At 58.1% G+C, this 1359-nt stretch carries 2 protein-coding genes; both read right to left on the reverse strand.

Annotated elements, in window-relative coordinates; all coding sequences use genetic code 11:
* On the reverse strand, window positions 1-296 hold a 296-nt coding region (locus ACGYLA_RS19520; RefSeq protein WP_394434633.1), incomplete at its 3' end, for an ATP-binding protein.
* Window positions 286-1359, reverse strand: a 1074-nt coding sequence (gene istA, locus ACGYLA_RS19525; protein ID WP_394434635.1) for an IS21 family transposase, incomplete at its 5' end; no start/stop codon positions are given. The genes istA and ACGYLA_RS19520, both read right to left, overlap by 11 nt.

The following is a 1359-nucleotide window of genomic DNA, read 5'->3' on the forward strand; positions in this document are numbered from 1 at the left end:
ATAAACTCGCATCGGTGTAGCTGCCGCACTGTCGCTTCGTTGATCTCACTCGATGCAAAGTCGAAGCCCGTCAGATCTTTGTATGCGGGGAAGCGGGCGATTTTCGTGTGGTAGGCGATGGACCGTACCTCGCGTTCGGCGATCTCGGCCTTGAGCAGCTGCGACAGCATTGGTGTGGCAGCTTCGAACGCTGGCGCGCCCTGAGCGACCAAGTCTTCAATCGCATTTGCCATGCCGTACAGCTTGAGACTGCGTAGCATGATCACGATAGAGGCTCCTGCTGGGTCATGACGCATGGCGCTTCTCCTCAGTCTGTCGCAACCCGTCATAGCGACTGACGTTGGCCTCTGGCGTTGTCTGCAATGCCAGTGCGTCCGGCGGATCGACCTCAGGGCGATCTGTCGGTCTGCGGTCGATCAACCGATGCAACAGGTTCAGGATGTGCGTCTTGGTGGGAACGCCTGCTTCAAGTGCCAGCTCCACTGCGCACAAAACGTCCTCTTCGTTGTGCTGAAGAACCAAAGACAGAATGTCGACCATCTCTCGGTCACCGCCTTCTTTGCGCAGCATGTGATCCTGCAATTGACGGAAGGCATCCGGCATCTCCGTGAACGGCGCACCATTCCGAAGTGCGCCCGGTTTGCGTTGGATAACAGCGAGATAGTGGCGCCAGTCATAGATGACCTTGCCGGGCTTTCGATGAGACCGCTCGATGATCCGCGCATGCTTGCAAACCGTTTGCCCTTCAGCGACCACGACCAGCCGTTCGGGATAGACATGCAAACTGACACGGCGGTTCGCAAAGCTGGCGGGAACGCTGTAGCGATTGCGTTCGAACGTGATCAGGCATGTGGGTGACACACGCTTACTGTGTTCGATAAAGCCATCGAATGCCGGCGGCAGTGCCATCAGCGTAGGCTTCTCGGCCTGCCACACGTCAGCGATGGTCCCCGGCAAAGCCTTGTGCGGCGTCTCTGTCCAAAGGGCGATACAGCGATCTTCAAGCCATTGGTTCAGCTCTGCCAGATCGGCGCAGACCGGCATGACCTGCCACATGCGGTTGCGCGCATCCTGCACATTCTTCTCAACCTGGCCTTTCTCCCAACCTGCGGCTGGATTGCAGAACTCGGGCTCAAACACGTAGTGGCTGGCCATAGCCTTGAAGCGTGCATTGACGTCCCGCTGCTTGCCTTTGCCCACACGATCAACGACGGTCTTCATATTGTCATAGATCCCGCGACCAGGCACGCCGCCGAAGACGCGGAATGCATGCCAGTGGGCCTCAAACAGCATCTCGTGCGTTTGCAGCGGGTAGGCCCGAACCAAGAAAGCGCGGCTGTGTGACAGTTTGATATGAGC

It is taken from the genome of Sulfitobacter sp. 1A13679 (genome assembly GCF_043557115.1).
In the GTDB taxonomy this organism is placed as follows: domain Bacteria; phylum Pseudomonadota; class Alphaproteobacteria; order Rhodobacterales; family Rhodobacteraceae; genus Sulfitobacter; species Sulfitobacter faviae.